This is a genomic window from Azospira sp., from assembly GCF_030247495.1.
GTDB lineage: Bacteria > Pseudomonadota > Gammaproteobacteria > Burkholderiales > Rhodocyclaceae > Azospira > Azospira oryzae.
In genome coordinates, this window is the sequence record NZ_JAOTRW010000008.1 from 26,814 (window position 1) to 51,283 (window position 24,470).

At 67.6% G+C, this 24,470-nt stretch carries 24 protein-coding genes and 1 other RNA gene; 4 read left to right on the forward strand and 21 right to left on the reverse strand.

Going from position 1 to position 24,470, the window contains the following annotated elements; translation table 11 throughout:
* Position 1: 1 nt before the first annotated feature.
* The 19 genes from ftsA to rsmI all read right to left on the reverse strand — a co-directional run bounded on the left by ftsA (position 2) and on the right by rsmI (position 19,578).
* Positions 2 to 1,234: a cell division protein FtsA gene (ftsA, locus tag OEL49_RS12535; RefSeq protein WP_414635387.1), complete on the reverse strand. Its 1,233-nt coding sequence runs from the start codon at positions 1,232 to 1,234 to the stop codon at positions 2 to 4.
* 33 nt (positions 1,235 to 1,267) lie between these two features.
* On the reverse strand, positions 1,268 to 2,002 hold the full coding sequence (locus OEL49_RS12540) for a cell division protein FtsQ/DivIB (protein WP_014235356.1): 735 nt from the start codon (positions 2,000 to 2,002) through the stop codon (positions 1,268 to 1,270).
* A gap of 15 nt (positions 2,003 to 2,017) precedes the next feature.
* Positions 2,018 to 2,938: a D-alanine--D-alanine ligase gene (locus tag OEL49_RS12545; RefSeq protein WP_014235357.1), complete on the reverse strand. Its 921-nt coding sequence runs from the start codon at positions 2,936 to 2,938 to the stop codon at positions 2,018 to 2,020.
* A gap of 19 nt (positions 2,939 to 2,957) precedes the next feature.
* A complete protein-coding gene (murC, locus tag OEL49_RS12550; RefSeq protein ID WP_287874918.1) occupies positions 2,958 to 4,361 on the reverse strand; it encodes a UDP-N-acetylmuramate--L-alanine ligase in 1,404 nt (467 codons plus the stop codon).
* Positions 4,358 to 5,425: an undecaprenyldiphospho-muramoylpentapeptide beta-N-acetylglucosaminyltransferase gene (gene murG, locus OEL49_RS12555; RefSeq protein ID WP_287874920.1), complete on the reverse strand. Its 1,068-nt coding sequence runs from the start codon at positions 5,423 to 5,425 to the stop codon at positions 4,358 to 4,360. The genes murC and murG overlap by 4 nt, the downstream gene beginning before the upstream one ends.
* Complete coding sequence (ftsW, locus tag OEL49_RS12560) at positions 5,422 to 6,588, reverse strand: putative lipid II flippase FtsW (RefSeq protein ID WP_014235360.1); 1,167 nt, start codon at positions 6,586 to 6,588, stop codon at positions 5,422 to 5,424. The genes murG and ftsW overlap by 4 nt, the downstream gene beginning before the upstream one ends.
* Positions 6,585 to 7,943, reverse strand: coding sequence for a UDP-N-acetylmuramoyl-L-alanine--D-glutamate ligase (gene murD, locus OEL49_RS12565; protein ID WP_014235361.1), 1,359 nt, complete (start codon positions 7,941 to 7,943; stop codon positions 6,585 to 6,587). Before murD ends, ftsW begins: the two co-directional genes overlap by 4 nt.
* A gap of 30 nt (positions 7,944 to 7,973) precedes the next feature.
* Positions 7,974 to 9,077, reverse strand: coding sequence for a phospho-N-acetylmuramoyl-pentapeptide-transferase (mraY, locus tag OEL49_RS12570; RefSeq protein WP_014235362.1), 1,104 nt, complete (start codon positions 9,075 to 9,077; stop codon positions 7,974 to 7,976).
* Positions 9,077 to 10,486 carry a UDP-N-acetylmuramoyl-tripeptide--D-alanyl-D-alanine ligase gene (locus OEL49_RS12575; RefSeq protein ID WP_287874924.1) on the reverse strand — a complete coding sequence of 470 codons (1,410 nt, stop codon included), beginning with the start codon at positions 10,484 to 10,486 and terminating at the stop codon, positions 9,077 to 9,079. The genes mraY and OEL49_RS12575 overlap by 1 nt, the downstream gene beginning before the upstream one ends.
* The gene (locus OEL49_RS12580) at positions 10,483 to 11,988 is read right to left on the reverse strand and encodes a UDP-N-acetylmuramoyl-L-alanyl-D-glutamate--2,6-diaminopimelate ligase (RefSeq protein ID WP_287874926.1); all 1,506 of its coding nucleotides are present in this window, start codon (positions 11,986 to 11,988) and stop codon (positions 10,483 to 10,485) included. Before OEL49_RS12580 ends, OEL49_RS12575 begins: the two co-directional genes overlap by 4 nt.
* Positions 11,985 to 13,718 carry a peptidoglycan D,D-transpeptidase FtsI family protein gene (locus OEL49_RS12585; protein ID WP_130459178.1) on the reverse strand — a complete coding sequence of 578 codons (1,734 nt, stop codon included), beginning with the start codon at positions 13,716 to 13,718 and terminating at the stop codon, positions 11,985 to 11,987. Before OEL49_RS12585 ends, OEL49_RS12580 begins: the two co-directional genes overlap by 4 nt.
* A 1-nt stretch (position 13,719) precedes the next feature.
* Positions 13,720 to 13,989, reverse strand: coding sequence for a cell division protein FtsL (ftsL, locus tag OEL49_RS12590; RefSeq protein ID WP_287874930.1), 270 nt, complete (start codon positions 13,987 to 13,989; stop codon positions 13,720 to 13,722).
* Between the two features lies 1 nt (position 13,990).
* Entirely contained in the window at positions 13,991 to 14,950 is a 960-nt protein-coding gene (rsmH, locus tag OEL49_RS12595) for a 16S rRNA (cytosine(1402)-N(4))-methyltransferase RsmH (RefSeq protein WP_287874932.1), read from the reverse strand.
* Complete coding sequence (gene mraZ, locus OEL49_RS12600) at positions 14,947 to 15,396, reverse strand: division/cell wall cluster transcriptional repressor MraZ (RefSeq protein WP_014235368.1); 450 nt, start codon at positions 15,394 to 15,396, stop codon at positions 14,947 to 14,949. The genes rsmH and mraZ overlap by 4 nt, the downstream gene beginning before the upstream one ends.
* Positions 15,397 to 15,794: 398 nt before the next feature.
* Positions 15,795 to 16,231: RNase P RNA component class A (rnpB, locus tag OEL49_RS12605), an RNA gene on the reverse strand.
* Positions 16,232 to 16,240: 9 nt separating this feature from the next.
* Positions 16,241 to 17,056 (reverse strand): DUF3025 domain-containing protein, encoded by an 816-nt coding sequence (locus tag OEL49_RS12610; protein WP_287874935.1) that lies wholly within the window; start codon positions 17,054 to 17,056, stop codon positions 16,241 to 16,243.
* The gene (locus OEL49_RS12615; RefSeq protein WP_287874937.1) at positions 17,053 to 17,562 is read right to left on the reverse strand and encodes a hypothetical protein; all 510 of its coding nucleotides are present in this window, start codon (positions 17,560 to 17,562) and stop codon (positions 17,053 to 17,055) included. Before OEL49_RS12615 ends, OEL49_RS12610 begins: the two co-directional genes overlap by 4 nt.
* Before the next feature lie 39 nt (positions 17,563 to 17,601).
* The gene (gene pyrC, locus OEL49_RS12620) at positions 17,602 to 18,636 is read right to left on the reverse strand and encodes a dihydroorotase (RefSeq protein WP_287874939.1); all 1,035 of its coding nucleotides are present in this window, start codon (positions 18,634 to 18,636) and stop codon (positions 17,602 to 17,604) included.
* A 99-nt stretch (positions 18,637 to 18,735) separates the two neighbouring features.
* The gene (rsmI, locus tag OEL49_RS12625) at positions 18,736 to 19,578 is read right to left on the reverse strand and encodes a 16S rRNA (cytidine(1402)-2'-O)-methyltransferase (protein ID WP_287874941.1); all 843 of its coding nucleotides are present in this window, start codon (positions 19,576 to 19,578) and stop codon (positions 18,736 to 18,738) included.
* A 20-nt stretch (positions 19,579 to 19,598) separates the two neighbouring features.
* Here rsmI and OEL49_RS12630 point away from each other — a divergent pair, with 20 nt between their 5' ends.
* Together OEL49_RS12630 and OEL49_RS12635 are read left to right on the forward strand one after the other, a co-directional pair.
* Positions 19,599 to 20,003: a YraN family protein gene (locus OEL49_RS12630; RefSeq protein ID WP_172974727.1), complete on the forward strand. Its 405-nt coding sequence runs from the start codon at positions 19,599 to 19,601 to the stop codon at positions 20,001 to 20,003.
* Positions 19,984 to 20,361: an HIRAN domain-containing protein gene (locus OEL49_RS12635; RefSeq protein WP_152089823.1), complete on the forward strand. Its 378-nt coding sequence runs from the start codon at positions 19,984 to 19,986 to the stop codon at positions 20,359 to 20,361. Before OEL49_RS12630 ends, OEL49_RS12635 begins: the two co-directional genes overlap by 20 nt.
* A gap of 180 nt (positions 20,362 to 20,541) precedes the next feature.
* Here OEL49_RS12635 and tyrS read toward each other — a convergent pair whose 3' ends face one another.
* Together tyrS and OEL49_RS12645 are read right to left on the reverse strand one after the other, a co-directional pair.
* On the reverse strand, positions 20,542 to 21,816 hold the full coding sequence (gene tyrS / locus OEL49_RS12640; RefSeq protein ID WP_014235375.1) for a tyrosine--tRNA ligase: 1,275 nt from the start codon (positions 21,814 to 21,816) through the stop codon (positions 20,542 to 20,544).
* Positions 21,817 to 21,949: 133 nt separating this feature from the next.
* Positions 21,950 to 22,777, reverse strand: coding sequence for a ferritin (locus OEL49_RS12645; RefSeq protein ID WP_014235376.1), 828 nt, complete (start codon positions 22,775 to 22,777; stop codon positions 21,950 to 21,952).
* A gap of 192 nt (positions 22,778 to 22,969) precedes the next feature.
* Here OEL49_RS12645 and OEL49_RS12650 point away from each other — a divergent pair, with 192 nt between their 5' ends.
* Complete coding sequence (locus tag OEL49_RS12650) at positions 22,970 to 23,539, forward strand: glutathione peroxidase (RefSeq protein ID WP_287874947.1); 570 nt, start codon at positions 22,970 to 22,972, stop codon at positions 23,537 to 23,539.
* A gap of 46 nt (positions 23,540 to 23,585) precedes the next feature.
* Complete coding sequence (folE2, locus tag OEL49_RS12655; RefSeq protein ID WP_287874949.1) at positions 23,586 to 24,389, forward strand: GTP cyclohydrolase FolE2; 804 nt, start codon at positions 23,586 to 23,588, stop codon at positions 24,387 to 24,389.
* The last annotated feature ends 81 nt before the right edge of the window (positions 24,390 to 24,470 follow it).

A 24,470-nucleotide genomic window follows, 5' to 3' on the forward strand; every position in this document is an offset into this window, starting at 1 on the left:
TTTAGAAATTCTTCTCGAACCAGGACTTCATGCTGGAAAACACCTGCTTGACACTGCGCGTCTCCTGCACCTTCAGACCCCGCTTGCGCTGGGTCTGGGCCTCGATCAGCAGGCCGAAGGCAGTGGAGAAGCGCGGGCTCTGCACCACATCCGCGAGGGCGCCGGCGTACTTGGGTACGCCCAGACGCACCGGCATGTGGAATATCTCTTCGCCCAGCTCGATCATGCCGGGCATCACCGAAGCGCCGCCGGTGAGGACGATGCCGGAAGACAGCACCTCGTCGAAGCCGGAACGGCGCAGCTCGGCCTGAATCAGTTCGAACAGCTCCTCCACCCGGGGCTGGATCACGTCGGCCAGGGCGCGACGGGAGAGCTTGCGGCTGGGGCGGTCGTCCACCCCTGCCACCTCCAGCACCTCTTCCGGGTCGGCCAGCTGGGACAGGGCGCAGCCGTACTTGCGCTTGATGTCCTCCGCCTCCCGGGTGGGGGTGCGCAGGGCCATGGCGATGTCGTTGGTGACCTGGTCGCCGGCGATGGGGATGACCGAGGTGTGGCGGATGGCGCCCTGGGTCCACACGGCGATGTCGGTGGTGCCGCCGCCGATATCCACCAGGCACACGCCCAGATCCTTCTCGTCCTCGGAGAGCACGGCGAAGCTGGAGGCCAGGGGCTGCAGCACCAGGTCGTTCACCTCCAGGCCGCAGCGGCGCACGCACTTGACGATGTTCTGGGCGGCGGAGACGGCGCCGGTGACGATGTGCACCTTCACTTCGAGGCGGAAGCCGCTCATGCCGATGGGCTCGCGGATGCCGTCCTGGTCGTCGATGATGAATTCCTGGGTCAGGATGTGCAGGATCTCCTGGTCGGCCGGGATGGGCATGGCGCGGGCGGTCTCGATCACCCGGTCCAGGTCCATGGTGTTCACTTCCTTGTCCTTGATGGCCACCATGCCGTTGGAGTTGAAACTCTTGATGTGGCTGCCGGCGATGCCCGTATAGACGTTGGCCACCTTGCAGTCGGCCATCAGCTCCACCTCCTGGATCACCCGGGAAATGGCACTGACGGTCTCCTCGATGTTGACCACGACGCCTTTTTTCAGCCCCTTGGAATCCTGGCTGCCCATGCCGATGACGTTGAGACGCCCCTCCGGGGTGATCTCCGCCACCAGCGCCACGATCTTCGAGGTGCCGATGTCCAGGCCGACGACCAGTTCCTTGCTATCCCTGCTCATGATGTTCCTTTGCCTTCGCTACTTTTTGCATTGCACTCATTTCCCCGCGGCCGCCAGTCGCAGGGCGAAACCGTTGGGGTACCGCAAATCCACCACCTGGGGCCGGGGCGTGCGCTCCGCCAGCACCGTGTGATAAATCTCGATGAAACGTGACAGGCGCTGGCCCACCGGCGCCTTGGGCTGCTCCCGCCCCAGCTCCAGCACCATGCCGTCGTCCAGCTTCAGCTGCCAGGCCAGCCGGGGCGACAGCACCAGCTGCAGCGGCTGCCGCCCGGTGGGCTGCAACTGCCGGGAAAACTCGTCGAAACGGCGCAGCACGTCCGGAGCCGTGCCGATGGGGCCGTTCAGCTGGGGCAGCCCTTCCCCCCGGGACTGGGGCAGGCTGGCGGCGAACACTTCGCCGTAGGTATTCACCAGCTGGCCGCTGCCCTCGCCCCAGCGCGCCGCCGGACGATGCTCCTCGACCCGCACTTCCAGGCGGGAAGGCCAGGCCCTGCGCACCTCCGCCTTGCGCACCCAGGGCAGCTTTTCCAGGGCGGTACGCAGGGCATCCAGATTGACGCTGAAGAAATTGCCCCGCACCAGACCGGACAGGGCCCGCTCCACTTCGCCCCGCTGCACTTCGCGCAGTTCCTGGGCGAACACCACTTCCTTGAGGGGGAACAGGGGCAGGCGGGCGGCGCCCAGGCCCAGCGCCACGAGCAAAGCCGCCGCGCCCGCTGCAAGCAGCAGGTCGGCTACGGCCGTCATGAGCTGGGGCTTGTGCCACATGTCGCCTCGCTGTCCTTAGCCCAGGGTGGCGAGGGCCAGGACCCTCAGCACCAGCTGTTCGTAATCCATGCCCGCCACCCGGGCCGCCATGGGCACCAGGGAGTGGTCGGTCATGCCGGGGGAGGTATTCACCTCCAGGTAGTAGTGGTTGCCGGCCTCGTCCATGAGGAAGTCCACCCGGCCCCAGCCGCGGCCGCCGATGGCCCGGAAGGCTTTCAGGGCGCCGGCCTGGATCTCGGCCTCCTTCTCGGCGGGAAGGCCGCAGGGGCACAGGTAGCGGGTGTCGTCCCGCAGGTACTTGGCTTCGTAGTCGTAGAACTCGTTGGCCGGCTCGATCTTGATGATGGGCAGGGCCCGCATGTCGTCGCCCTGGCCGATGATGGCCACGGTGTATTCGCCGCCGGTAATGCCCTGCTCCACCAGCACCAATTTGTCGTGCTCGGCGGCGGCGGCGTAGGCGGCCTGCAGGCCGCCCTCGGTCTTGACCTTGGAAATGCCGATGGAGGAGCCCTCGCAGGCCGGCTTGACGAACAGGGGCAGGCCCAGCTCCTCTTCCACCTCGGCGAAATCACTGTGTTCGTTCACCATGGCATAGGCCGGCACCGGCAGGCCCACGGCCTGCCACATCAGCTTGGTGCGCCACTTGTCCATGCCCAGGGCGGAGGCCAGGACGCCGCTGCCGGTATAGGGGATGCCCATCAGCTCCAGGGCGCCCTGGATGGTGCCGTCTTCGCCGAAGCGGCCGTGCAGGGCGATGAAGGCCCGGTCGAAGCCCTTCAATTCGTCCAGGGAACGTTCCGCCGGATCGAAGGCGTGGGCGTCCACGCCCTGGTGCTGCAGGGCCGCCAGCACGCGGGAGCCGCTGTTGAGGGAAACGGCCCGCTCGGCAGACTTGCCGCCGAAGAGAACCGCCACTTTGCCGAAATCCTTGTTCATTGCTCTCTCACACACTCACTTACTTGGCCGCCGGCTGGGCGGCTAATTTGGCCGGGATGCCGCCGATGGAACCGGCGCCCATGGTCAGCACCACATCGCCGTCCCGGACGCAATCCAGAATGGTCTGCTGCATGGCGGCGATGTCCTCCACGAACACCGGCTCCACCTTGCCGCCCACCCGCAGGGCCCGGGCCAGGGCCCGGCCGTCGGCGGCGACGATGGGTTGCTCGCCGGCCGCATAGACGTCGGCCAGGAGCAGGGTGTCCACGGTGGACAGCACTTTCACGAAATCTTCGAAGCAGTCCCGGGTGCGGCTGTAGCGGTGGGGCTGGAAGGCCAGCACCAGGCGGCGCCCGGGGAAGGCGCCGCGGGCGGCGGCCAGGGTGGCGGCCATTTCCACCGGGTGGTGGCCGTAGTCGTCCACCAGGGTGAAGCTGCCGCCGGTCGGGCAGGCCACTTCACCGTAACGCTGGAAGCGCCGGCCGACGCCCTTGAATTCGGCCAGGGCGGTGACGATGGCTTCGTCAGCCACGCCCACCTCGGTGGCCACGGCAATGGCGGCCAGGGCGTTGAGCACGTAGTGGCGGCCCGGCAGGTTGAGGGTGATGGACAGGCGGGTGGTGCTGCCATTGACCCGCACCGCATCGAACTTCATCTGGCCGCCGGCCTCGACGATGTTCTCGGCGTAGACGTTGCAGGTGGCCGGGTCCAGGCCGTAGCGGATCACCTGCTTGGGCACCTGGGGCAGGATCTCCCGCACATTGGGGTCATCCACGCACAGCACCGCCACGCCGTAGAAGGGCAGGCGGTTGAGAAAATCGACGAAGGCGCCCTTGAGCCGGCCGAAGTCGTGGCCGTAGGTTTCCATGTGGTCGGCGTCGATGTTGGTGACGATGGAAATCACCGGCGACAGCAGCAGGAAGGAGGCGTCGGACTCGTCCGCCTCGGCCACCAGGAAATCGCCGGAGCCCAGGCGGGCATTGGCGCCGGCCGCATTGAGACGACCGCCGATGACGAAGGTGGGGTCCAGGCCGCCTTCAGCCAGGATGGAGGCCACCAGGCTGGTGGTGGTGGTCTTGCCGTGGGTGCCGGCGACGGCGATGCCCTGCTTCAGGCGCATCAGCTCGGCCAGCATCTGGGCCCGGGGCACCACCGGGATGTGGGCCTCCCGGGCCGCCACCACTTCAGGGTTGTCGGCCTTGACGGCGGTGGAGACCACCACGGCGTCGGCACCGGCGATATTGGCCGCATCGTGGCCCTTGATGACCTTGGCGCCCTGGGCGGTGAGGCGGGCCGTGGCGGCGTTCTCGCCCAGGTCGGAGCCGGACACCTGGTAGCCCAGGTTGAGCATGACCTCGGCGATGCCGCTCATGCCCGAGCCGCCGATGCCGACGAAATGCAGATGTTTGATCTTGTGTTTCATTCTTTGCTCGCAGCTTCCATGCATGCCTTGGCCACCATGGCCGTGGCATTGGGCTTGGCCAGCTCCCGCGCCTTCTCGCCCATCTGGGCCAGCTGGCTGCGGGGCATTTCCTTGAGGAGCGCCAGGCGCTCCGGCGTCAGTTCGTTCTGGGGCAGGAGGATGGCGCCGCCCACCTGGGTCAGGAATTCGGCATTGCCGGTCTGGTGGTCGTCCACCGCATGGGGATAGGGCACCAGGATGGCCGGCACGCCGGCGGCGGCCAGCTCGGCCACGGTGAGGGCGCCGGCGCGGCAGATCACCAGGTCGGCCCATTCGTAGGCGCCAGCCATGTCGTCGATGAAAGGCACGCAGTGGGCGGCGACGCCGGCGGCGTCGTAGCCGGCCTTGAGGGCGTCGATCATCTTCTCGCCGGCCTGGTGCACCACCTGGGGCCGCTCGGCCTCGTCGAACAGGGCCAGAGCCTTGGGTACCGTGTCGTTGAGGGCCTGGGCGCCCAGGCTGCCGCCCACCACCAGCAGGTGCAGATTGCCTTCCCGGCCTTCGTAGCGCTTCAGGGGGTCGCCCAGGGCGGCGATTTCCGGACGCACCGGGTTGCCCACCCACTCCCCGTTCTTCATCACGTCGGGGAAGCCGGTGACCACCCGGTCGGCGACGCCGGCCAGGACCTTATTGGCCAGGCCGGCGACGGAATTCTGTTCATGCACCACCAGGGGCTTGCCCAGCAGGGCGGCCATCATGCCGCCGGGGAAGGTGATGTAGCCGCCCATGCCCAGCACCACGTCGGGCTTGACCACGCGGATGGCGCGGAAGGCCTGCCAGAAGCCCCGCAGCAGATTGAGGGGCAGCAGCAGCTTGCGCAGCAAGCCCTTGCCGCGCAGGGCGCCGAACTTCACCGGCACCAGGGGGAAGCCGCGCTGGGGCACCAGCCGGGCTTCCATGCCCGCCGGGTTGCCCATCCACACCACGTTCCAGCCGGCCTCGTGCATGTAGTCGGCCACCGCCAGGGCGGGGAAGATGTGGCCGCCGGTGCCGCCGGCCATGACCAGCAGGGTCTTCTGGCTCATACCTTGCCTCCCCGCATCAATTGTCGATTCTCCCAGTCCACCCGCAGCAGGATGGCCAGGGCCACGCAGTTGGCCAGGACGCCGGAGCCGCCGAAGCTCATCAGGGGCAGGGTCAGACCCTTGGTGGGCAGCAGGCCCATGTTCACTCCCATGTTGATGAAGGACTGCACCCCCATCCAGATGCCGATGCCCATGGCCACCAGGGCCGGGTAGAGACGTTCCAGGGCCACCGCCTGGCGGCCGATGGCGAAGGCCCGCTGCACCAGCAGGGCGAACAGGCCCACCACCACCAGGACGCCGACAAAGCCCAGTTCCTCGGCGATCACGGCGAGGAGGAAGTCGGTGTGGGCTTCGGGCAGGTAGAACAGTTTTTCCACGCTGCCGCCGAGGCCGACACCGAACAGCTCGCCGCGGCCAAAGGCAATCAGGGCATGGGACAGCTGGTAGCCCTTACCGAAGGCGTCGGACCAGGGGTCCATGAAGCCGAAGAGACGGTCGCGCCGGTAGGGAGAGACGATGATGAGGATGGCGAAGGCGGCCAGCAGCACCACGAACAGCACGGCGAAGAGCCGGGCCCGCATGCCGCCGAGGAAGAGGATGCCGATGGCGATGCTGATGATGACGACGAAGGCGCCGAAGTCCGGCTCCTTCAGCAGCAGGCCGCCGATCACCACCATGGCCCCAGCCATGGGCAGGAAGGCCTTCTTCAGGTCGTGCATGTGGGGCATCTTGCGCACCGTGTAGTCGGCGGCGTAGAGCACGGCGAACAGCTTCATCAGCTCGGACGGCTGCAGATTGGCGAAGCCCAGGGGCAGCCAGCGGCGGGCGCCGTTCACGTCCCGGCCGATGCCCGGAATCAGCACCACGGCCAACAGCACGGCACCGGTCAGGAACAGCCAGGGCGCCAGTTCCTGCCACACCTTGACCGGCACCTGGAAGGCCACGGCGGCAGCCACCATGGCGACGCAGAGAAAGACGCCGTGGCGGATGAGGAAGTAGGCCGGCTGGTAGCCGAAGGCCTTGCTGCCCTCGGCGGTAGCGATGGAGGAGGAATAGACCATCACCAGCCCCAGGGCCAGCAGGCCGAGGACGGACCAGAGCAGGAGCATGTCCACTTCCGTGGGCTCCTGGCGCGGCTGATTGAGGGCCTGGACCATGCTCATGCCCGGCCCTCCAGCTGTTGCACCGCGTCGATGAAGGCCTGGGCGCGGTGGGCGTAGTTCTTGTACATGTCCAGGCTGGCGCAGGCCGGGGACAGCAGCACTGCGTCGCCGGCCTTGGCCTGGGCGGCCAGCCAGGCGACGGCGGCGGCCATGTCGGCGAAGGATTCAGTGGGCAGGCCGCAGCCGGCAATGGCCTGGCCGATGGCCGGGCCGTCCTTGCCGATCAGGGCCACGGCACGGCCGTGCTGCTGCAGGGCAGCCTTGAGGGGCGAGAAGTCCTGACCCTTGCCGTCGCCGCCGAGGACGATGGCCAGGGGCCGGCCCAGGCCCTCGATGGCGGCCAGGGTGGCGCCCACGTTGGTGCCCTTGGAATCGTCGTAGTAATCGACGGCGCCGATGCGGGCCACGTGTTCCACCCGGTGGGGCAGACCCTTGAAGGCCTTGAGGGCGGGCAGCACGGCGGCGGGAGCGACGCCCACCGCCTCCAGCAGGGCCAGGGCGGCCATGGCATTGGCGGCGTTGTGCAGGCCGGTCAGCTGCATCTCGGCCAGGGCCAGCAGCTTGTCGTTGCCGCGCATCAAGCAGCCGTCAGCAATACCGTAATCCAGTGCCCGGCCCGGCTGGTCCAGGCCGAAGGTGACGAAATTGCGGCCGCAGCGGCCCAGGCCCAGGCTGCGGTCGTCGTCCCGGTTGAGGATCATGGCGCCCTTGCCCTGGAAGATGCGGGCCTTGGCCTCGGTGTAGCGGTCCATGGAGCCGGCGTAGCGGTCCAGGTGGTCTTCCGAGACGTTGAGCACGGTGGCGGCGTCGGCGTTGAGGCTGTGGGTGGTTTCCAGCTGGAAGCTGGACAGTTCCAGCACCCACAGCTGCGGCAGGTCGTTGCCGTCGAGGGCATCCATCAGGGCGTCCAGGGCGGCGGGGGAGATGTTGCCGGCGACCCGGGTGTTAAGGCCGGCGGCGGCACCGAGGGCGCCGGTGAGAGCCGTGGTGGTGGTCTTGCCGTTGCTGCCGGTAATGGCGATGACCTTGGCGGCGGGGCTGTAGCGGCCCAGGGCCCAGGCAAAGAGTTCGATTTCGGAAACCAGGGGCACGGCGCCGGCCACGGCGCTCACCTGCTCCACCGGCACCCCCGGGGAGATGGCGATGAAATCTGCCCCGGCGAAGGTAGCGGCCTGGAACGGGCCGGTGACAAGCTCCGCAGATGGCACGGCGCTGCGGAAGGCGTCCGCATTGGGCGGCAGGGCACGGCTGTCGGCGACGCGCACCCGCGCGCCTTCCCGGGCCAGCCATTTGGCCATGGCCAGGCCGGACTCGCCGAGTCCCACTACCACCGCCTGTTTGCCTTGGACGTTCATTTCGTTCTATTGCCTTCGCTTAACGCAGTTTCAACGCAGCTTCAGAGTGGAGAGGCCGAACAGCACCAGCATGATGGTGATGATCCAGAAGCGGACCACCACCTGGGTTTCCTTCCAGCCCTTCTGTTCGAAGTGGTGATGCAGGGGCGCCATGAGCAGGATGCGTCGCCCCTCGCCGTAGCGTTTCTTGGTGTATTTGAACCAGCTCACCTGCAGCATCACCGACAGGGTTTCGACGACGAAGACGCCGCCCATGATCAGCAGCACGATTTCCTGGCGCACGATCACCGCCACGGTGCCCAGGGCCGCGCCCAGGGCCAGGGCGCCCACGTCGCCCATGAACACCTCGGCCGGATAGGCGTTGAACCACAGGAAGCCCAGGCCGGCGCCGCACAGGGCGCCGAGGAACACGGCCAGCTCGCCGGCGCCCGGCACATAGGGCAGGAACAGGTACTTGGCGTAGCCGGCGTGGCCGGCGACGTAGGCGAACACCGCCAGGGCCGCCGCCACCATGACGGTGGGCATGATGGCCAAACCGTCCAGGCCGTCGGTGAGGTTCACCGCGTTGGAGGTGCCGACGATGACGAAGTAGGTCAGGGTGATGAAGCCGATCACACCCAGGGGATAGGAGAAGGCCTTGAAGAAGGGAATGATCACTTCGGTCTGGGCCGGGCCGGTGGCGGAAAGCCCCAGATAGACGGCGGCCGCCAGGCCGAAGACGGACTGCCAGAAGAACTTCCAGCGGGAAGCCAGGCCGTTGGGGTCCCGGTACACCACCTTCTTCCAGTCGTCGTACCAACCCACGGCGCCGAAGCCCAGGGTCACCACCAGCACCACCCAGACATAGCGGTTGGAGAGGTCGCCCCAGAGCAGGGTGGTGATGCCGATGGCGATGAGGATAAGGACGCCGCCCATGGTGGGGGTGCCGGTCTTCACCAGATGGGTCTGGGGGCCGTCGGTACGCACCGCCTGGCCGATCTTCTTCGCCGCCAGCCAGCGGATGACGCCGGGACCGGCGACAAAGGAGATGAGCAGGGAGGTCATGGCGGCCAGCACCATGCGCAGGGTGATGTAGTTGAAGACGTTGAAGGCCCGGATATCCTGGCCCAGCCATTGGGCGATCAGCAGCAGCATCAGCTGTTCTCCTTGGAATTTTGGTTGGCGGCCGGCGCCGTCAGGGCGTCCACCACCCGCTCCATCTTCATGAAGCGGGAGCCTTTCACCAGCACGGTGGTATCGCCGGTCAGTTCGGCCTGCACCGCCTGCACCAGGGCCTCGAGGTTCTTGTAGTGGTGGCCGCCGGCGCCGAAGTTGCGCGCCGCCTGGGCCGCGGCCTCGCCCAGGCAGTGGAGCTGGTCCACGCCCTGGGACTTGGCGTAGCCGCCGATTTCGTCGTGATACTGGCCGCTCATGGCGCCGATCTCACCCATGTCGCCCAGCACCAGGATCTTGCGGCCCACGGTGGCGGCCAGCACGTCGATGCCGGCCCGCACCGAATCCGGATTGGCGTTGTAGGTGTCGTCCAGGATGACGGCGCCGGCGGCGGCCTGCTTCTGCTGCAGGCGGCCCTTGACGCCACGGAAGGACTCCAGCCCGCCGACCACGGCCGCCAGGGAAATACCGCCGGCCAGGGCGGCGGCAGCAGCGGCCACGGCGTTGCGGGCGTTGTGCAGGCCGGGCACCCGCAGGCGGATGGCGGCATTGCCCTTGGGCGAGATCAGGTCGATGCGGGTTTCCAGGCCGTGCAGCTGCACCTTGCCGCCCACGTCGGCGGGCTTGTCCAGGCCGAAGGTGACGACACGGCGACGCTCGTTCACGCCCTTCCAGTAAGCGGCGAAGGCGTCGTCGGCGCTGACCAGGGCGACGCCGCCGGGCTTCAGGCCGGCATAGATGGTGGCCTTTTCCTCGGCCACCTGCTGCAGGTCGCCCATGCCTTCCAGGTGGGCGCGCTGGGCGTTGGTCACCAGGGCCACGGTGGGCTGGGCCAGGCGGGTCAGGTAGCCGATCTCGCCGGGATGGTTCATGCCCATCTCGATGACGCCGGAACGGTGGGTGGTGCGCAGCTTGAGCAGGGTCAGGGGCAGGCCGATGTCGTTGTTGAAGTTGCCCTGGGTCGCCAGCACCACCATGGCCGGATCGTAGCCATCCAGCACGGCCTGGGCCTGGAGGATGGAGGCGATCATTTCCTTGGTGCTGGTCTTGCCGTTGGAGCCGGTGACGGCGATCAGGGGCAGGGAGAACTTGGCCCGCCAATAGCCGGCCAGGGCGCCCAGGGCCAGGCGGGTGTCGGCCACCGCCACCAGGGGCAGGCTGACCTTGCCCTGCAGCTGTTCCACCGTATCCACGGCCACCACGGCGGCGCAGGCGCCCCGCTCGCCGGCCTGGGCCAGGTATTCGTGGCCGTCGAAACGCTCGCCGCGCAGGGCGACGAACAGCTCGCCGCGGCCGACGCTGCGGCTGTCGGTGGAAACGCCGCCGAACAGCACGTTGCTGCCGTAGGCGGTGCCGTTGGTGGCCCGGGCCACTTCGAATAGATCCATCATGCTGCCATGCTCCCGGCGCGCTGTTGCAGGGCCCGCGCCACGGCCTCGATGTCCGAATAGGGGCGCCGCACCAGGCCGGCGGCACCCATGATTTCCTGATAGGGCTCGTGGCCCTTGCCGGCCACCAGCACCACGTCGGCCACGTCCGCCCGCAGCACGGCGTGGGCCACGGCTACCTCCCGCTCCGCCTCCAGCGCTGCCTCCGGCGCTCCGGCGCGGATCTCGGCCAGGATGGTCAGGGGATCTTCGCTGCGCGGGTTGTCGCTGGTCAGCAGCACTTCATCGGCCAGGCGGGCGGCGACGCTGCCCATGAGGGGGCGCTTGCCCTTGTCCCGGTCGCCGCCGCAGCCGAAGACGCAGTGCAGGCGACCGCCCCGGGCCTGGGCCACTTCCCGCAGGGCGGTCAGGGCGTTTTCCAGGGCATCGGGGGAGTGGGCGTAATCCACCACCACCAGGGGCAGGCCCTTGCCGCCAAAACGCTGCATGCGGCCGGCGGGCGGGGTCAGGCGGCACAGGCGCTGGCCCACCGTTCCCAGGGGCAGGCCCAGGGCCAGCAGGGCGCCGGCCACGGCCAGCAGGTTGGCCACGTTGTAGCGACCCACCAGGCCGGTTTCCACCTCCACCCGGCCCTGGGGGGCGAACAGGGTGAAGGCCAGGCCTTCGGCGCCATGGCGCAGGTTTTCGGCAGACAGAAGCCAGTCGGCCTCGGGCGCCTGACGGCCTTCCAGGGTGTAGCCGATGCGCAGGCTGGCGGTGGTCTGGGCCAGCAGCTCCCGGCCGAAGGGATCGTCCAGGTTGATCACCGCCTCGTTCAGCTCGGGCCAGGCGAAGAGCCGCTCCTTGGCGGCGCCGTAGGCGGCCATGGTGCCGTGGTAGTCCAGGTGGTCCCGGGTCAGGTTGGTGAACACGGCGACGGAGAAGCGGGCACCGTGGCAGCGGCCCTGGTCGAGGCCGATGGAAGAGACTTCCATGGCGCAGGCGACGGCGCCGGCAGCCTTGTACTCGGCCAGCAGGCGGTGCAGGGCCAGGGCGTCGGGCGTGGTGTTGGCGGCTTCGCCCAGGGCGTCGGGAAAGCCGTTGCCGAGGGTGCCGATGACGGCGCAGGGGCGGCCAGCGCCGCCCAGGGCCTGGGCGATCCACTGGCTGCAGGTGGTCTTGCCGTTGGTGCCGGTGACGCCCACCAGGGCCAGCTGCTCCGAAGGCCGGCCATAGACCAGGTTGGCCAGATGGCCGGCGAAGGACTGCAGGTTGTCCACGCCCAGCTGGGGCACGGCGGCCCAGGCAGGATTCCAGGCAAAATCCCGGGCTTCCCAGAAGACGCCGGCAGCACCCTTCTCCAGGGCGGCGGGGATGAAGCTGCGGCCGTCGGCGGCATGGCCGGGATAGGCGACGAAGACGTCGCCGGGCTGCACCCGGCGGCTGTCGTTCTCCAGCCGGGTGACGGCGGCGCCCTGGGCGCGCAGTTGGTCGAGAAGGGCCTGTGCCACGATGGCGCCGCTCACAGGGCCTCCTTGCCGGCGTTGGAGCCGGCCACCTGCAGGGCCGCATCCTGGGGCACGCCCAGGGTGCGCAGGGCACCGCTCATGATGTTGGCAAAGGTGGGACCGGCCACGTCGCCGCCGAAGTGCTTGCCGCTGGAAGGCTCGTCGATCATCACGGCGACGATCAGGCGGGGGTCGCTGGCCGGGGCCAGGCCGACAAAAGAGGCCACGTACTTGCGGGCGTAGACGCCGCCTTCCAGCTTGTGGGCGGTACCGGTCTTGCCTGCCACCCGGTAGCCGGGGATCTGGGCCTTGGGCGCGGTACCACCGGGCTGCACCGCCATTTCCAGCATGGCCCGGACCTCGCGCACGGTCTGGGGCGAGAACACCCGCTCGCCCTTCACCGGATTGCCGTCGCCCTTGAGCAGGGTCAGGGGAATCAGCTCCCCGTCCCGGGCGAACACGGTGTAGGCCCGCACCATCTGCATCAGGGAAACGGAAATGCCATGGCCGTAGCTCATGGTGGCCTGTTCGATGGGGCGCCAGGTTTTCCACGGCCGCAGGCGGCCGCCCACTTCGCCGGGGAAGCCGAGCTTGGGCGCCTGGCCGAAGCCCAGGTTGTCGAACATGGTCCACATTTCCTCGGGCGGGAAGGTGCCGGCCACCTTGGCGATGCCCACGTTGGAGGATTTCTGGATCACCTGGGCCAGGGTCAGCAGGCCGTGGGCGTGGGAGTCGGAAATGGTGGCGGTGCCGATGGTCAGCTTGCCCGGGGCGGTGTTGATGACCGAATCGAAACGGAACTTGCCCTTCTCCAGAGCCAGGGCCGCCGAGAAGGGCTTCATGGTGGAACCGGGTTCGTAGGTGTCGGTGACGGCCCGGTTGCGCAGCTGGGCGCCGGACAGGTTGGCCCGGTTGTTGGGGTTGTAGGTGGGCCAATTGGCCAGGGCCAGGATTTCGCCGCTGCGGGCATCCACCACCACGGCACCACCGGCCTTGGCGTCGTTATCGTCCACCGCCTGCTTCAGCTGGGAGAAGGCCAGGTACTGGATCTTGGAATCCAGGGCCAGGGTGATGTCCTTGCCGTCCTGGGGCGGCTTCACCGAGCCCACGTCCTCGACGATCTGGCCGCGGCGGTCCTTGATCACGCTGCGGAAACCGGGGCGGCCCAGAAGCTGGTCCTGGAAGGCCAGCTCGACGCCCTCCAGGCCCTTGTCGTCCACGCCGGTGAAGCCGACGATGTGGGCGGTCATGTCGCCGGAGGGGTAGTAGCGGCGGTATTCCTTGTTCTGGTGGATGCCCGGCAGCTTCAGGGCGGCGATGCGCTCCCCGGTGTCCGGCGGGATCTGCCGCTTCAGGTAGACGAAGTTCTTGTCCTCGGCCAGGCGGCGGTTCAGCTCGCGGCCGTCCATTTCCAGCATCTTGGCCAGGTTCTGGGACTGCTCCGGGGTCAGTTTGACGTCCGCCGGGATGGCCCAGATGGAGCGCATGGGGGTGGACACGGCCAGCACGTCGCCGTTGCGGTCGGTGATGCGACCGCGGGAGGCGGAGATTTCCAGCTCCCGGCGATAGCGGGACTCGCCCTTTTCCTGGAGGAAATCGTTGTTGATCACCTGCAGATAGAAGGAACGGCCGGCCAGAACGGCAAAGCCCCCGAGCAAGGCGAGGGCGGCGAGGCGGGAGCGCCAGGCGGGGAAAGCCAGCTGGAGCACCGGGCTTTCGGTGTAGCGGTGGCTGCGGGCCCGGGCCATCTCAGCGGCCTCCTGCGGGCACGTTGACCACCTTCGCCGGCTCCGGCGCATGCATGTGCAGCTTGTCCCGGGCGATTTTCTCGATGCGGGGATGGGTGGCCCAGGTGGACAGTTCCAGCTGCAGCTGGCCCCACTCCACGTCCAGGCTGCGGGCCCGCTCCTGCTCCCCTTCCAGCTCCTGGAACAGCTTGCGCGCCTTGTGCTGGGAGGTGACCACTCCCAGGGCACAGATCATGGCCGCCAGCAGCAGGAACAGGTTGAGGCGCAGCATCTCAGACCACCTTCCGGCTCAGGGGCACTGCGGTGCGTTCCGCCACGCGCATGATGGCGCTGCGGGAACGGGGATTGGCCGCCACTTCCTCCTTGGAGGCCCGCACCGCCTTGCCCACCAGCACCAGGGTCGGCTGGGGCAATTGGTCGGCACGCAGGGGCAGCCCCTTGGGCAGGTGACTGGCAGGCTCGGCTTGGTCACGCAGGAAATTCTTGACGATGCGATCCTCCAGGGAATGGAAGGAAATCACCGCCAGTCGGCCGCCGGGCTTGAGCAGCGCCAGGGCCTGGGAGAGGGCTAGCGAGAGCTCCTGGAGCTCTTGATTGATATGAATCCGTATAGCTTGAAAGCTTCGCGTCGCCGGGTCCTGACCGGGCTCGCGGGTCCGCACGGCTTCAGCGACGAGCGCGGCAAGCTGCCTTGTGGTTGCAACAGGCCGCTCGGACCGAGCAGCCACAATCTTCTTTGCAATCTGCTTAGCAAACCGTTCTTCCCCATAGTCCCTTATAACCTCCGCAATTTCCGTCTCATCGGCGCGGGCCAGCCATTCCGCGGCGGTTTCGCCCCGGGTGGTGTCCATGCGCATGTCGAGAGGGGCATCGAATCTGAAGCTGAAGCCCCGCTCTCCCTCATCGATCTGGGGCGAAGACACTCCGATATCCAGGAGCACCCCGTCCACCAGCCCGATTCCCTGTTGCTGCAACACCTCCCCCATCTCGCTGAAAGGGGTGTGATGCAGCGAAAAACGCTTGTCCTGGATCGCCGCCCCGGCCGCGATGGCCCGGGGATCCCGATCGAAAGCCACCAGCCGCCCCTCGGGCCCGAGGGACTCGAGGATCAGCCGGCTGTGCCCGCCGCGGCCGAAAGTGCCGTCCACATAGACGCCCCGCTGGTCAACGCGGAGGGCCGTCACCGCTTCCTGCAGGAGCACGGTGACGTGGGTACTACGTTCGGTGGTCACAGAACAATGCCCTCGAAACTGGCGAGAGCCTCAGGATCCTGGAGCGCCGCCAGGGCCAGCTCGTTCTGCTTGGCCCAGGAGTCCTCGCTCCAGATTTCAAAGTGGTCACCCATGCCCACCAGCATCACCTGTTTATCCAGCTTGGCCAGGGAACGCAGGGCGGGAGGGAGAAGAAGACGTCCGGTGGAGTCGGCTTCCTGGACGGAAGCGGTCCCCAGGATCACCCGGCGCACCGCGGCGGTGGCGGGATTCATGGTGGCGATCTTGGACAACTTGTCGGCGATGGGCTGCCATACCGACTCGGGATAGACCTTGAGGCAACCGTGGGGGTGGTAATTGACCACCAGGCGGCCGGCGGAATTGAGGGCGAGTTCGGGCCGGTGACGTGCTGGCACAGCCAGCCGCCCCTTCGCATCCAGACTCAGCGTATCCGCCCCTTGAAACATGACTTCCCCTGGTTTCCCCCGAGGTCCTTCGGCAGGCGGGAGGATTTCGCTCACTCCACAATTCACCACCGAACACCACGTTTCACCACTTTAGTGCACTCAAACCTTAGCGTCAATGGGGAAATGGCATTTTTTTCTTTTGCGACAAGGGCTTACAGCGCTTTCTGACAAAATTTTACAGAAAAAATTTCCTTAAAAATCAATATTGATACAAATCAAACTGAAAGTACTTTATTAGGAGTTGAAGGGCGCAATCCGCCCTCCGGGCATCCCATGCCATCGGAGTGACGGGCAAAACGACGAGCGCAAGAAAGAAGGATGGGGACAAGCTGAAAGAACGACGGGCGAACGCCTGCCGGCCCCGGCCACGGGCGGGGGTCTGGGAAATACGGGAAGGGATGTGAAGCTGGCCGATAAGCCGGGTTCTGTTGGGCGTTGGAGGCGAACCTCCGCCGCCTGGCAGCCATTCCTCTAGGCGCCGTGTTACCACGGCGCTCAAGCAGCCTACCCGGGAGCAGCGCGAGCCACGCCTGATGCTCCCCTATTTGGCCTTGCTCCGGATGGGGTTTACCGTGCCGTCTGTGTCGCCACAGCCGCGGTGGGCTCTTACCCCGAACCGGCTTGCGCCGGCCCGTCCGGACCTGAGGTCCGGCCACCGTTTCACCCTTGCCTGATCCCCGGTTTGCACCGGAGCCATCGGCGGTCTGCTCTCTGTTGCACTTTCCGTCGCCTTCGCCTTGCGGCTTATAGCGCCTGGCCGTTAGCCAGCATCCCGCTCTATGGAGCCCGGACTTTCCTCTCGGTACGAATACCCAGCGGCTGCCTGGCCAGCTTCACCCCGCCATTATACGGGCTTGGCGCGCCGCCCCGGACGGAATTGCCAGGTATCGGCGTAATAGTCCGGATTTTCGTTGTCCGGGGTCACCCCGGGCAGGCCCAGCAGCGGCAGGGGCTGCAGCTCCCGGGGCCGGCCGTGGCGGCCGGCGGCCAGCTCGGTCGCCAGGCGCGCATCCAGGGCCGAGAGGTCGCCCCGGTCCACCGCCGCCAGGGCTGCCGCATCCACCTCGTAGAGAACCGCCTTGGCCGTCAGCCCGCGGAAAGGGGCCAGCAGGGACTCATAGGTGGCGTGGCCGAACACCACCACCCGCAGGGAAACGGCCAGGTCCGCCCGGCGCTGCCAGAACAGTTCCTGCCAGCGGAACTCCCGCAGCAGCTGCAACAGGGAAGGATCGCTGGACAGCACCAGGGCGCCGCACTCGTCGAAATGGGTCATGGCATCCCGGGCGCCGCCGCGCCCACTCCCCGGGGCATCGTCCCCGGCTGCCGCCAGGGCCTGCAGGTGGCGGCCGTTGATGACCTGCTTGCTCAGGGGAAAGGCGCACCACACCAGGGCGTTGAAGAAGTCATGCCAGTTGTCGGGCCGGGTTTCCACCTGGCCGCTGGCGCCGATGCGTGCCTCGTAGCCCAGGCCGTCGTCCCGGGGCGGCGGAAAACTCAGGGGATGGCCGGTGGCCGAGCGCAACGCCAGACCGGCCGCCAGCGCCGTCAGGCCGGCCAGGGCGGCGGCATCAGGCGCTGTCGGCCAGGGCGGCTGCAGCCGCGCCAGCCAGGGAGCCAGAGGCGCGAAGAGGGGATTGGCGTAGGGAGCCGGCCGGCTCACTGCTGGGTCGGCGCGGGCGCGGCAGGAGCCGCTGCGGCGGGTTCCGTGACGGGGGCCGGCGCCGCTTCCGCCGCCGCAGCCGGCGGCGTGGCGGGCTTGGGTTCCGGGGTGAAGACGAAACGGTCGCCCTTCTCCTCGAACACGCCCACCTTGTCGCCCAGACCTTCCTGGGGGGCCGCCGCCAGCTTCTGGAAGCCTTTGCAGGTCTGGGTTTCGGTGAGGAAATAGGCCTCGCCCTGCTTCAGCACGAAGGTGCCGGGACCGGGCTGCCACAGCTCGACCCTGGTGTTGCGGGGAGCCGGATTGAGCAGGTGGATGCGCTGGCAGTCCGGCAGGCGGGCGGCGATGACGGCGAACTTCACCGTCTTCTCCCAGAAGAAGTTCTGCTCCCGGGAGACGCTGATGGCGTGGTCGCGGCCATCGATGCGATAGGCGGCGGCGTCATTGATGCAGCCGGCTAGCAGGGGCAGGGGCAGCAGGGGCAGGAGCAGCAGGGGCTTCTTCATGGCAGGCATCCTCGGGGAAGCGGTGGCGCGGTCAGGTCGTCAGGCGACGAAGGTCCAGGGCAGGCTCTCGCCGGCCCGCAGGGGGGTCAGGCTGTCGCCGCTCAGGTAGGCCAGGCTGGCAGGCACGGCCTGGGCCTTCTTTTCCAGGGTGATCTTGCCGCTGTTGCGCGGCAGGCCGTAGAAGTCGGCGCCGTGGAAGCTGGCAAAGCCCTCCAGCTTGTCCAGGGCGCCCGCATTGTCGAAGGCCTCGGCATACAGTTCCATGGCATGCAGGGCGGTGTAGCAGCCGGCACAGCCGCAGGCCGCCTCCTTGGCGCCGGTGGCGTGGGGCGCCGAGTCGGTACCGAGGAAGAACTTGGGATTGCCGGAGATGGCCGCCTGCACCAGGGCCTGGCGGTGGGTCTCGCGCTTCAGCACCGGCAGGCAGTACCAGTGGGGACGCACGCCGCCCTGGAAGATGGCATTGCGGTTGTAGAGCAGGTGGTGGGCGGTGATGGTGGCGCCGATGTTGGCGCCGCTCTCGGCAACGAAGGCCGCCGCGTCGGCGGTGGTGATGTGCTCGAACACCACCTTGAGGCCAGGGAAGTCCTTCAGCAGGGGAATCATGACGGTATCGATGAAGGCCTTTTCCCGGTCGAAGAGATCGATGGCCGGATCGGTTACTTCACCGTGCACCAGCAGGGGAAGGCCCTGCTTTTCCATCTCGGCCAGGGCTGCCGAGCACTTGGCCAGGCTGGTGACACCGGCGTCGGAATTGGTGGTCGCCCCGGCGGGGTAGAGCTTGACCGCCTTGACGAAGCCAGAGGCCACGGCGGCGGCGATTTCGCCGGCCGGGGTGTTGTCCGTCAGGTACAGGGTCATCAGGGGCTCGAAGCTCATGCCGGCCGGCAGGGCCGCCAGGATGCGCTGGCGGTAGGCGGCAGCCTGCTCCACCGTGGTCACCGGCGGCTTCAGGTTGGGCATGACGATAGCCCGGGCGAACTGGCGGGCGGTATGGGGCAGCACGGCGGCCAGGGCTTCGCCGTCGCGCAGGTGCAGGTGCCAGTCGTCGGGACGGGTGATGGTGATTTGCATGGAAGTTCTTCGTCAAAGGGCCTTGCGGCTGATAAACGTAATTTTAGCTGCCGCCCTGCCCCACTGTCTGTAGGGACTTGGCGGGCAGCTGCGGTCGCCTCAGCCGGCGTCCTTGAGGGCCAGGGCCTTCTGGTACAGCTCGTTCTTGGAGGCGCCGGTGATTTCGGCGGCCAGCTTGGCGCACTGCTTCACCGGCAGGCCTTCCGCCAGCAGCAGCCTGAGCACCCGCTCGCCGGCGCCGTCGTCCGCATCCTCCGGCGCGGCTTCCACCAGCAGCACGAACTCGCCGCGCTGGCGGTTGGCGTCGGCCTGCAGCCATTCCAGGGCCTCGCCCAGGGGACAGGCGTGAATGGTCTCGAACAGCTTGGTCAGTTCCCGGGCGAAGACGATGGTGCGTTCCGGGCCGAAGGCGGCGGCCAGGGCCTCCACCGATTCCAGCACCCGGTGGGGCGCCTCGTAGAAGACCAGGGTGTAGGGCAGGGCCGCCAGGGCTTCCAGTTCCTTCTGGCGCTGGCCGGCCTTGGCCGGGAGGAAGCCGTAGAAGAGGAAATGGGGCGCCATCAGGCCGGAGGCGGAGAGGGCCGTCACCGCGGCGCAGGCGCCGGGCAGGGGCACCACCTTGAAGCCCGCCTCCCGTACCCGGGCGACGATGCGGGCGCCGGGGTCGGAAAAGGCGGGGGTGCCGGCGTCGGAGACCAGGGCCACGGCCTCGCCGGCGGCCAGCTTGTCGATGACCCCCTGGGCGGCCTGTTCCTCGTTGTGCTGGTGGGCCGGCAGCAGACGGGCGCCGCTGCCGAAGTGGCGCAGCAGGGGCTGGCTGTGGCGGGTGTCCTCGGCGGCGACCCAGGGCACCGCCTTGAGCACCTCCACGGCGCGCAGGCTCATGTCCTGGAGATTCCCCAGGGGGGTGGGGACCACATACAATGCAGATTCAATTGTCATCAATACTCGCGAGCCGGACCGTGAACACAGGCGCCAAAGATACCACGGCAGCAGCCCCCTCCCCCGCCCGGGACCCGCGGCAGGCCGACGGCAGCCTGGCCGAGGCGCGGGCCGCCGCCTGGCTGGAGGGCCGGGGATTGAAGGTGCTGGCGCGCAACTACCGGGTCAGGGGCGGCGAAATCGACCTGGTCTGCCGCGACGGCCGCACCACGGTCTTCGTCGAGGTGCGCCTGCGCCGCAACGGGGATTTCGGCGGCGCCGCCGCCAGCATTACCCGGAAAAAGCAGCAGCGCCTGATCCTGGCGGCCCGCCACTGGCTGCAGGAACAGGGCGACAGCGCCTGCCGTTTCGACTGCGTGCTGTTGCAGGGCGAGGCGGCGAGCGCGCCCTTGGAATGGCTCAAGAATGCCTTCGACGCCGATTAGGACCTTCCTGCTCTCGTGCCTGCTGCTGGCGGCGCCGGTGGGGGCCGCCGAGGTGCGCATCCTGGTGCAGAGCTCGCCCCTGGCCGGCAGCCAGTATTACGGCAGCGACACCCTGTGGCCGGCCATGGCCGTGGGCGATCCCCTGACCCTGCACCGGGAGCCGGACAATCCCCACGATCCCCGGGCGGTGCGGGTGGAGTGGCGCAAGGCCAAGCTGGGCTACCTGCCCCGGGCGGAAAACGCCGCCGTGGCCGCCGCCCTGGACCGGGGCGAAGTACTGGAAGCCCGCATCAGCCGCCTCACCCGCCACAGGAATCCCTGGCGGCGGGTGGAGGTGCAGGTGTGGGTACGCCTGTAGCTGTGGCGAAAAGAAAGTAGGCATGGCCCGGGAGGCAGCAAAGACGGCCGTCCCCGGCATGCCATGCCGCCCAAGCCCATGCCTGCTGCCTCTCCAGGCACCCCCTGAAAACGACAAGGGCACAGACCCACCTTCCCGGCGACCTCTGTGCCCTCTGTGGCCAACGCTTTTAAAGCAGCGTCAGATCCAGCTCACCAGCCCGTACTGCTTCTTGCCCCGGCGCAGGATGGTGAAGCGGCCGAAGAGGCGCTCGCCTTCGCCGATCTGGTGCTCGATGCCTTCCACCTTCTGGCCGTTGATGGCCACGCTGCCGCTCTGGATGAAGGTGCGGGCTTCGGACTTGGACTTGGCCAAGTTGGCCGCCACCAGGGCGTCGATGAGGCCGCCCTGGGCCTTGTCGATGGCGACGCCGGGCATGCCGTCCTGGGCCAGCTGCTCCAGGTCGTTTTCCGTCAAAGAGGCCAGTTCGCCGGAGAACAGGCTGTGGGAAATGCGCTGGGCCGCCTTGAGGGCCTCGTCGCCGTGCACCAGGCGGGTGGCTTCCTCGGCCAGGATGCGCTGGGCTTCGGGCTTGCCGCCGCCGGCCTTGTCCGCCGCCTCGATTTCGGCGATGCGGGTCAGGGGCAGGAAGGTGAAGAATTTGAGGAACTTGTAGACGTCCGCGTCGCTGGTGTTGAGCCAGAACTGGTAGAAGGCGTAGGGCGAGGTCTTCTTCGGGTCGAGCCAGACGGCGCCGGATTCGGTCTTGCCGAACTTGGTGCCGTCAGCCTTGGTGATCAAGGGCACGGTCATGCCGTAGACCTGCTGCTGGTGCAGGCGGCGGGTCAGGTCGGTGCCGGCGACGATGTTGCCCCACTGGTCGGAGCCGCCCACCTGCAGGATGCAGCCGAAACGCTTGTACAGCTCGGCGAAGTCGTAGCCCTGCAGCAGGCTGTAGGAGAATTCGGTGTAGGAGATGCCCTGGTCTTCCCGCACCAGGCGCTGCTGCACCGATTCCTTCTTGATCATGGCGTTCACCGAGAAGTGCTTGCCGATGTCGCGCAGGAATTCCAGGCAGTTCATGCCGCTGAACCACTCGTAGTTGTTGGCCATGCGGGCGGCGTTGGGGCCGTCGAACTTGAGGAAGGGCATGACCTGGCCGCGGATCTTCTCCACCCAGGTGGCGATCACGTCGGGGGTGTTGAGCTTGCGCTCGGTGGCCTTGAAGCTGGGGTCGCCGATCATGCCGGTGGCGCCGCCCACCAGGGCGATGGGCTTGTGGCCGGCTTCCTGGAAGCGCTTCAGGATCAGCACCGGCACCAGATGGCCCAGGTGCAGGCTGTCGGCAGTGGGATCGAAGCCGCAATAGAGGGTCACCGACTCCTGGGTCAGCAGTTGATCGAGCGCCTGGGCGTCGGTCAGCTGGGCGATGAGCCCGCGATCGTGCAGATCCTGGATGAGGGGGGACTTGTACATTGCTATTTCTCCACGGCAGAACGGCTGGCCGCCCGGTGGCGGCCGCAAAGACGGGAGATTTTACCAGAGCCGGGGCGCCAGGCTGGCGCCGCCGGGCCGGTGAGAGAGAAAAGCGGGAAGCGGCGGAGCGGCCTCAGGCCACCTTGAGGGTTTTGCGGTAGCGGCTCAGGTCCTGCACCGTCTCGAAAGTCTGGTCGAAGAGGCTGGAGAGGTTGCGCAGGATGCCGCCCACCACCCGGGCTTCCCAGGTCTTGTCGAAACAGATCTGGGTGTCGAGCCAGCGTTCCAGCCATTCCGGGTCCGGCAGGCGGCTTTGCACCGTGTCGTTGGGGAAGAGGCTCTGGTTCACGTGCAGGTTGGTGGGGTGCAGGGGCTTGCCGGAACGGCCGCTGGCGGCCATCAGCATGCCCAGCTTGGCGAAGGCGGCCCGGGCGCTGTCGCCGAACTTGTCGATGGCCCGCTTCATGTACTTGAGGTAGGCGCCGCCGTGGCGGGCCTCGTCCCGGGAGATGTGGTCGTAGATGGCCTTGATCACCGGCTCGGTGTGCCATTCGCTGGCCCGGCGGTACCACTGGGTCAGACGCACTTCGCCGCAGAAATGCAGCATCAGGGTTTCCAGGGGCGGGGCCGGGTCGAACTCGAAGCGCACGGCGTGCAGCTCCTCCTCCGTCGGCACCAGCTCGGGACGGAAGCGGCGCAGGTATTCCTGCAGCACCAGGGAATGCTTCTGCTCTTCGTAGAACCAGATGGACATGAAGGCGGAAAAGTCGGAATCGTCCTTGTTGTCCCGCAGGAACATCTCCGTGGCCGGCAGGGCGGACCATTCGGTGATGGCGTTCATCTTGATGGTGATGGCCTGCTCGTCGGAGAGCAGGCCGGCGTCGAACTGGTCCCAGGGAATGTCGTCGGCCATGTTCCAGCGGGCTTTTTCCAGGCTGGTGAAGAGTTCCGGGTAGAGCATTTTTATGCTTTCTCTGTTGGAGTTGGGGGCGCGCAGCTACAGACAGCGCCAATGCCGCCCGGTTCCCTGCTTTTTTGCAGCATCCGCCTCCGTGCGGGGGCCTGGGCCGGGAACCCGGAGCCGCCAGTTGCTGTCTTGAGTAAGCCGGGCTGCTGGCCTGGAACCATCGACCTGCCCCTGTCCGGAGGATTCATGTCCCGACTTGCCGCCCGAGTTCTGCCCGCCCTCCTCGTCCTGTTCAGCCTGATAGGAACCGCCATGCCGGCCAGCGCCGCCGATTGCCCGCCCCTGCTGCAGCACACCTTCCCCGCCCTGCAGGACGAAAAGCCCCAGCCCCTCTGCCAGTACGCCGGCAAGGTGCTGCTGGTGGTCAATACCGCCTCCTACTGCGGCTTCACCAACCAGTACGACGGTCTGGAAGACCTCTACGCCGAACTGAAGGGCCAGGGCCTGGTGGTGCTGGGCTTCCCGGCCAACGACTTCGGCCAGCAGGAACCGGGCTCCAACCAGGAGATCGCCGATTTCTGCCGTCTCACCTACGGCGTGCGCTTCCCCATGCTGGCCAAGACCTCGGTGGTGGGCAAGGACGCCAACCCCTTCTACCAGGCCCTGGCCAAGGCCACGGGCCAGGTGCCGCAATGGAATTTCCACAAATACCTGATCGACCGCAGCGGCAAGACCGTGCTGTCCTTCGGCAGCCGCACCACGCCCAACGCCCCCCAGCTGCGCCAGGCCATCCAGCGTTTCCTGGCCCAGCCCTGAACGACAAAAAGGCGCCACGCCGCCCCCAACCCCACGGAGAGACGATATGAATGCACCGGACAAGATGTTCCACCTGCCCGATGTCCAGGCCACCCCGGATCAGCGCCAGCTGGCGATCCAGAAGGTCGGCGTGAAGAGCCTGCGCTATCCCCTGGCCCTGGCCACCGCCGACGGCGCCGTGCAGCACACGGTGGCCGAGCTGACCATGGCCGTAGGCCTGGCGCCGGAGGTGAAGGGCACCCACATGTCCCGCTTCGTCGAAATTCTCGAACGCCCCCGGGGCGCCCTGCAGGCGGCGGACCTGCCGGCCCTGCTGCAGGAAATGCTGGGCCACCTGCAGGCCGAGAGCGGCAGCATCGACCTGGCCTTCCCCTACTTCATCGCCAAGGCGGCCCCGGTTTCCGGCGTTTCCAGCCTGCTCGACTACGACGTGCGCCTGCAGGTGGAGCAACAGCCCGGCGCCCCGATCCGCACCACCCTGGCGGTGACCGCCCCGGTCACCAGCCTCTGCCCCTGCTCCAAGAAAATTTCCGAGTACGGCGCCCACAACCAGCGCTCCCACATCACCATCAGTGCCGAACTGCGCCAGCCCATGGCGGTGGAGGAACTGGTGCGCCTGGCTGAGGAGGAAGCCTCCTGCGAGGTCTTCGGCCTCTTGAAGCGCCCGGACGAGAAGTGGGTCACCGAACGGGCCTACGACAATCCCAAGTTCGTCGAGGACCTGGTGCGGGACATCGCCCTGCGCCTCATGGCCGAGCCCCGCATCGGCCGCTGGTCGGTGGCTTCGGAGAATTTCGAGTCTATCCACAACCACTCGGCCTACGCCGAACTGTGCGGCGAAAATGTCTGAGACCCGGTGCCTGAAACCCGGCGCCTGAGGCCCGACCGCCAAGACCCGGCGACCTGAGGCAGGGCAAGGGACTCATCCAAG